The sequence below is a fragment of the Saccharothrix sp. genome, assembly GCF_031180885.1.
Taxonomy (GTDB): Bacteria; Actinomycetota; Actinomycetes; order Mycobacteriales; family Pseudonocardiaceae; genus Actinosynnema.
This window is the reverse complement of sequence record NZ_JAPSLK010000024.1, coordinates 100,258-106,676: the sequence shown is the minus strand read 5'-3', so window position 1 is coordinate 106,676 and position 6,419 is coordinate 100,258. Positions and strand designations below refer to the sequence as shown.

The following is a 6,419-nucleotide window of genomic DNA, read 5'->3' as shown; positions in this document are numbered from 1 at the left end:
AGGAAATCCTGATGATGAACCGCGAGAAGGACAAGCTGGAGCGCACGCTCGGCGGTATCCGCGACATGTCCAAGGTGCCCAGCGCCGTGTGGATCGTGGACACCAAGAAGGAGCACATCGCGGTCGGTGAGGCGCGCAAGCTGAACATCCCGATCGTCGCGATCCTCGACACCAACTGCGACCCGGACGAGGTCGACTACCCGATCCCGGGCAACGACGACGCCATCCGGTCCGCCGCGCTGCTGACCAAGGTCGTCGCCGAGGCCGCCGCCGCCGGCCTCATGGCGCGCTCCGGTGCCCGCACCGCCGCCGCCGACGGCGCCGACAAGCCCGAGCCGGGTGTCGCCACCGACGAGCCGCTGGCCGAGTGGGAGCAGGAGCTGCTCGTCGGCGCCGAGGCGGACAAGCCCGCCGAGGGTTCCGAGACCGTCCAGTCCTGATCCGTCGCACGCCGCGCCCGCTCTCGACTCGCGGGCGCGGCGCGCATCGGGCACTATCCCCGCGCGTATCCCGCAGAAGGAACGGAAAACCGCACGATGGCGAACTACACCGCCGCTGACGTGAAGCGCCTGCGCGAGCTGACCGCCGCAGGCATGATGGACTGCAAGAAGGCGCTGGACGAGGCTGACGGCGACTTCGACAAGGCGGTCGAGATCCTGCGCATCAAGGGTGCGAAGGACGTCGACAAGCGCGCCGCGCGCACGACCTCCAACGGCCTGGTGGCCGCCGAGGACGGCGTGATGATCGAGCTGCGCTGCGAGACGGACTTCGTCGCCAAGAACTCCGACTTCCAGGACCTGGCGTCCCGGATCGTCGCCGTCGCCAAGGCCTCCCGTCCGGCGGACGTCGAGGTGCTCAAGGCGACCGACCTCGACGGTCAGACCGTCGACGCGGCCGTCCAGGAGCTGTCCGCCAAGATCGGCGAGAAGCTGGAGCTGGCCAAGGTCGCCGTCTTCGACGGCACCGTGACCACCTACCTGCACCGCCGTGCCGCCGACCTGCCGCCCGCCGTGGGCGTCGTGGTCGAGTACACCGGCGACAGCGAGGAGGCCGCCCGCGGCGCCGCCATGCAGATCGCCGCGATGCGCCCGCGCTACCTCACCCGCGACGAGGTGCCGGCCGACGTCGTCGCCAACGAGCGCCGCATCGCCGAGGAGACCTCGCGCGAGGAGGGCAAGCCGGAAGCGGCGCTGCCCAAGATCGTCGAGGGTCGCGTGAACGGCTTCTTCAAGGACGTCGTGCTGCTGGAGCAGGCCTCCGTGACCGAGTCCAAGAAGACCGTCAAGGCCGTGCTGGACGAGGCCGGGATCGCCGTCACCCGCTTCGCCCGGTTCGAGGTCGGCGAGGCCTGATTCGCGTGAGGGCGGGGTTGCGCGAGGATGCAACCCCGCCCTTGCCGTGTCCAGAGGAGGACCTGTGAGCGCAGAGGTAGCCCACCCAGGGGCAGACAACGCCGAGTCCGGTGGTTACCGCCGGGTCATGCTCAAGCTCGGTGGCGAGATGTTCGGCGGTGGCGGCGTGGGTGTCGATCCCGACGTCGTCCAGACCGTGTCCCGCCAGATCGCCGCGGTCGTCCGAACAGGTGTCCAGGTCGCCGTCGTCATCGGTGGCGGCAACTTCTTCCGGGGCGCGGAACTCCAGCAGCGCGGCATGGACCGCAGCCGCGCCGACTACATGGGCATGCTCGGCACGGTCATGAACTGCCTGGCGCTGCAGGACTTCCTGGAGCGCGAGCACGGCATCGAGACCCGCGTGCAGACCGCCATCACCATGGGCCAGGTCGCCGAGTCCTACATCCCCCGCCGCGCCATGCGCCACCTGGAGAAGGGCCGCGTGGTCATCTTCGGCGGCGGCGCCGGCATGCCGTACTTCTCCACCGACACGACCGCCGCGCAGCGGGCGCTGGAGATCGGGTGCGAGGTCGTGCTGATGGCCAAGGCGGTGGACGGCATCTACACCGCCGACCCCAAGACCGACCCGGACGCGCTGATGTTCGACCACATCACCCACCGCGAGGTGCTGGAGCGCGGCCTCAACGTCGCCGACGCCACCGCGTTCAGCCTGTGCATGGACAACAACATGCCGATCATGGTGTTCAACCTGCTCACCGAGGGGAACATCGCGCGTGCCGTGCGTGGTGAGAAGATCGGGACACTGGTGAGCACCCCCGGTGGTCGCCCGTCCTTCTAGACCTGCTGGGATTCGAGCCGAACTGCGCACACCAAGGGAGTAGCCGTGATCGACGAGACCCTCCTCGACGCCGAGGAGAAGATGGAAAAAGCGGTGTCCGTGGCGAAGGAAGACCTCGCGTCCGTGCGCACCGGCCGCGCTACACCCGCCATGTTCTCCCGCATCGTCGTCGAGTACTACGGTTCGCCGACCCCGCTGAACCAGCTGGCCAGCGTCGCCATCCCGGAGGCGCGGATGGCGGTCATCAAGCCGTACGACACCAGCCAGCTCAACTCGGTGGAGAAGGCAATCCGCGACTCCGACCTGGGCGTCAACCCCAGCAACGACGGCTCGGTCATCCGCGTGGTGATCCCGCAGCTGTCCGAGGAGCGCCGCCGCGAGATGGTGAAGGTGGCCAAGGGCAAGGGCGAGGACGCCAAGGTCTCCATCCGCAACATCCGCCGCAAGGCCAAGGAAGAGCTGGACCGCCTGGTCAAGGACGGCGAGGTCGGCGAGGACGAGGGCGTCCGGGCCGAGAAGGAGCTGGAGAACGTCACCCACCGGTACGTCGCCCAGGTCGACGAGCTGGTGAAGCACAAGGAAGCCGAACTCCTCGAGGTCTGAGCTGGATGGCGCGACTCCGTCGCGCGGCTCGGCCGCCCTGAGGGTCGGCTCATCGCGCCGCGTTTCCCGCCGATCGAAAGCGTGATCGTCGGGAAAGGCGACGCGACAAGCCGACGGCGGCCTCGCGGTGTAGGGACCGGCCGGAACACCGGCCGGATCGGGTTTGCCCGGCCGGGTAGCCGGTCGTGATAGGAGCACAGGTGTCAGGCGGCGGTGACCAGGGCGCGGCCCCGAAGAGCCCGTCACGGGCGGGTCGGGACCTGCGCGCGGCCATCGCCGTCGGCGTGGGTCTGGGCGCGGTCATCCTGTTCGCGCTGTTCACGGTGCGGCAGTTGTTCATCGGTGTGGTGGCCATCGCCGTCGCCGTGTCCGTCTACGAGCTGGCGGGCGCGTTGAAGCGCGCCGCGGACATCCGGGTCGCGCTGGTGCCCGTGCTCGTGGGCGCCCAGGCCGTGGTGTGGCTGGCCTGGCCGTTCGGGCGCGACGGCGTGCTGACGGCGTTCGTCGTCACCGTCCTGGTGTGCCTGCTGTGGCGGCTCAAGGACGGCGCGGACGGCTACCTGCGGGACGTCACCGCGTCCGTGTTCACGGTCGTGTACGTGGCGGTCTTCGCCTCCTTCGCGGTCATGCTGGTGGTCCCCGAGGACGGGGTCTTCCGGGTCCTGTGCTTCCTGATCGGCGTGGTGCTGTCCGACACCGGCGGCTACGCGGCCGGCGTGTTCTTCGGCAAGCACCCCATGGCCCCGACCATCAGCCCGAAGAAGTCCTGGGAGGGCTTCGCGGGGTCGATGGTGGCGGGCGTGGTCGGCGGCGCGCTCACCGTGAGCCTCATGCTGGACGGACAGTGGTGGCACGGCGCGCTGTTCGGCGCCGCGCTGGTCGTGACCGCGACGACCGGCGACCTGGTGGAGTCGCTGATCAAGCGCGACCTGGGCCTGAAGGACATGGGCACGCTGCTGCCGGGCCACGGCGGCCTCATGGACCGCATGGACTCGCTCCTGCCGTCCGCCGTCGTGTCCTGGCTGCTGCTCAGCGCCTTCGTGCCTGCCTGAGACTGAGCACCGCGCCGGCTGAACGGCTCCGACCCCTCGAACGGGGCCGTTCCGCCGGTGGCGCAACGCTCAGGCGTCGGGTGTTGTTCGCGACATGTCGACCAGGGAGAACGTCGAGCCGTACGGGTCGCGGACCACGGCGATCCGGCCGTAGGCCGAGTCGAACGGCTCGACGCCGACCGCGCCGCCGAGTTCGGTCACCCGCTCGGCCGCCTTGTCCGTGCCGACCTCGGGTGTGACGGCGAAGTAGAGCATCCAGTGCGGCGGCAGGTCGGGCGGGAACTCCTCACCCATGCGCAGGCGGCCCGCCACCTCCTCGTCACCCAGCGACCAGACCTTGTAGTCGAACGCCTCGCCGTCGCCGAGCTGCCGCTCCTGGTAGCCGAAGATCGCGCCGTAGAACGCGTCTGTCGCGGCGGCGTCCCGTGTGTTGACCTCCTGCCACGCGAGCGCGCCGGGACGGCCGGTGGCCAGGGCTGTGTCCGATGTGGCCTGCCAGAACCCCACGACCGCGCCCGCCGGGTCGTGCACCAGCTGCACGTGGCCCGTCCCCGGGATCTCCAAGGGACCCATAACCGTCTTCGCGCCCAGCTCCGCCAGCCGCTCCGACGTGCGTGCGAGGTCGGCCGTGTGCAGGTAGAACAGCCAGCCCGGCGGTGTGGGCTCGTCGGACGGCGGGTAGAAGCCGGCGACGGGCTCGCCGTCGCTCATCGCGACCGTGTAGCCCTCGTAGGCGTCGGTGTAGGTCCAGCCGAACAGGCCCGTGTAGAAGTCTCGGGTCTGGGCCGGGTCGCCGGTGGGCGCCTCGATCCAGGCCGGGGTTCCGGGGGTGGACATCGCCCTCTCCTCGAGTCGATGCGGATGTGGTGTGGATCGCATCGGACGGTACGGGAGGGGTACGACAATCCCGGGCGTGCGCGGTCGGGAGCGCCGGCGGATCAGTCGTCGAACGGGTCGTCGACCGGTGCGCCGATCTCCTGCTCGGACAGCGGCACCGCCCGGGACGGGTCGATCACCGAGAACACCGAACCGGTGTGGTCCGCGACCACGGTCACCCGCCCGTACGGGGTGTCGTAGGGCTCCACGGTGATTCGTCCGCCCAGCTCAAGCACCCTGTTGGCGACCGAGTCGGTGCCGATCTCGGGCGCGGCGGTGAAGTACACCATCCAGTGCGCGGGCGTGTCGGACGGGAACGCGCGACCCATCCGCTGCCGCCCCAGCACGGTGTGCCCCTCGACGCCCCAGATCGTGTAGTCCACCGCGTGACCGTCACCGATCTGGGTGATCTCGAAGCCGCACAGCTCGCGGAAGAACTCGTCCGCCACCGCGCCGTCCCACGTGTTCAGCTCCGCCCACGCGTACGCGCCGTGCCCGTCGGTGCCGAACAGCCAGTCCGGCGGCACGTGCCGGAACCCCACCACCCCGCCGGTCGGGTCGGCGACCAGCGTGGACACCTCGTCCGGCTCCCGCAGGACGTGCCCGCCCAGCGCGTGCACCTTCTCCGCCGTGGCACGGGCGTGCGGGCTGTTGAGGTACAGCGTCCACCCGAACCCGCCGTCTGCCGGCACCAACTCCGCCACCGGCAGCCCGTCCACCACGGCGATCGTGCGGCCGTGCACGTCGGCGTAGGTCCACCCGAACAGCCCGGTGTAGAAGTCGATGGCGGCCTGCTCGTCGACCACGGGCAGCTCCACCCAGCAGGGCGCGCCGTGGTGCAGTTCGGCCAGGGCGGGGGAGTTGGGGACGATCGACACCGGCTACCTCCTGCATGGGCGTCGGGATGATCACGCTACGGCTCTACAGTCGTCCCGTGAAGGGATTCGTCCGCGCCGCGTTGGCCGCCGTCCGCCCGGCCACGGTCCTGCCCAGCCCGAACATCTGGCACTGGCCCGACGTGTACGAGGTGGAGAACCGCGCACAGGACGTGGACGGCGCCATCTGGCAGGCGTTGCGCGAGGCCTGCGACTGGACCGGCGGGGACGTGGTGGACGTGGGGTGCGGCGACGGATTCCACCTGATCGCGTTCGCAAGACGCGCGCGGTCGGTGATCGGCGTCGAACCGCACCCGCCGCTGGTCGAACGGGCCGCCAAGCGCGTCGCGGACGTCCCCAACGCCTCCGTCGTGGCCGGTCCCGCGCAACGGTTGCCGCTGCCCGACGCGAGCGCGGACCTTGTGCACGCTCGCACCGCGTACTTCTTCGGACCGGGCTGCGAACCCGGCCTGCGCGAAGCGGACCGGGTGCTGCGGCCGGGCGGCACGCTCGCGATCGTCGACCTGGACGGCACGGCCGAGCCGTACGGGCCGTGGCTGTGCGCCGACGAACCCCGCTACAACCCCGCCGACGTCGAGGAGTTCTTCGCCGCGCAGGGCTTCGGGCTGCGCCGGGTGCGGGCGTTGTGGCGGTTCGAGAAGCGCGAGGACCTGGAGGCCGTGCTGCGCATCGAGTTCTCCGCGAAGATCGCCGCCCGCGCGATCACGCAGACCCCGGGGCTGTCGTTCGAGGTGGGCTACCGGGTCCACACCCGACGGAAACCGGCCGGGCTCGTGCTCCCGTGAGAACGTGCACATAGGAT

At 70.4% G+C, this 6,419-nt stretch carries 8 protein-coding genes; 6 read left to right on the top strand and 2 right to left on the bottom strand.

Annotation, left to right across the window (positions count from 1 at the left end; genetic code table 11):
• The 5 genes from rpsB to RIN75_RS25310 form a co-directional block, all read left to right on the top strand.
• Positions 1 to 440 (top strand): 30S ribosomal protein S2 (gene rpsB / locus RIN75_RS25330; RefSeq protein WP_309114508.1); only part of this gene is annotated, 440 nt, incomplete at its 5' end.
• 96 nt (positions 441 to 536) lie between these two features.
• Entirely contained in the window at positions 537 to 1,352 is an 816-nt protein-coding gene (gene tsf, locus RIN75_RS25325) for a translation elongation factor Ts (protein WP_309114507.1), read from the top strand.
• A gap of 127 nt (positions 1,353 to 1,479) precedes the next feature.
• Complete coding sequence (gene pyrH / locus RIN75_RS25320) at positions 1,480 to 2,190, top strand: UMP kinase (RefSeq protein WP_246030263.1); 711 nt, start codon at positions 1,480 to 1,482, stop codon at positions 2,188 to 2,190.
• 45 nt (positions 2,191 to 2,235) lie between these two features.
• Positions 2,236 to 2,793: a ribosome recycling factor gene (gene frr / locus RIN75_RS25315; protein WP_309114506.1), complete on the top strand. Its 558-nt coding sequence runs from the start codon at positions 2,236 to 2,238 to the stop codon at positions 2,791 to 2,793.
• Positions 2,794 to 2,993: 200 nt separating this feature from the next.
• On the top strand, positions 2,994 to 3,845 hold the full coding sequence (locus tag RIN75_RS25310; protein ID WP_309114505.1) for a phosphatidate cytidylyltransferase: 852 nt from the start codon (positions 2,994 to 2,996) through the stop codon (positions 3,843 to 3,845).
• 69 nt (positions 3,846 to 3,914) lie between these two features.
• Here RIN75_RS25310 and RIN75_RS25305 read toward each other — a convergent pair whose 3' ends face one another.
• Positions 3,915 to 4,682: a VOC family protein gene (locus RIN75_RS25305; protein ID WP_309114504.1), complete on the bottom strand. Its 768-nt coding sequence runs from the start codon at positions 4,680 to 4,682 to the stop codon at positions 3,915 to 3,917.
• A 101-nt stretch (positions 4,683 to 4,783) separates the two neighbouring features.
• Positions 4,784 to 5,599, bottom strand: a complete 816-nt coding sequence (locus RIN75_RS25300; protein ID WP_309114503.1) for a VOC family protein — start codon at positions 5,597 to 5,599, stop codon at positions 4,784 to 4,786.
• Positions 5,600 to 5,655: 56 nt separating this feature from the next.
• Between RIN75_RS25300 and RIN75_RS25295 the strand changes: the two genes are divergently transcribed.
• Complete coding sequence (locus tag RIN75_RS25295; protein ID WP_309114502.1) at positions 5,656 to 6,402, top strand: class I SAM-dependent methyltransferase; 747 nt, start codon at positions 5,656 to 5,658, stop codon at positions 6,400 to 6,402.
• Positions 6,403 to 6,419 lie beyond the last annotated feature (17 nt).

Bases quoted from the DNA above. Each gene is read 5' to 3' on its own strand.
- tsf (WP_309114507.1), top strand. From the start codon at position 537: ATGGCGAACTACACCGCCGCTGACGTGAAGCGCCTGCGCGAGCTGACC.
- pyrH (WP_246030263.1), top strand. From the start codon at position 1,480: ATGCTCAAGCTCGGTGGCGAGATGTTCGGCGGTGGCGGCGTGGGTGTC.
- RIN75_RS25305 (WP_309114504.1), bottom strand. From the start codon at position 4,682: ATGTCCACCCCCGGAACCCCGGCCTGGATCGAGGCGCCCACCGGCGAC.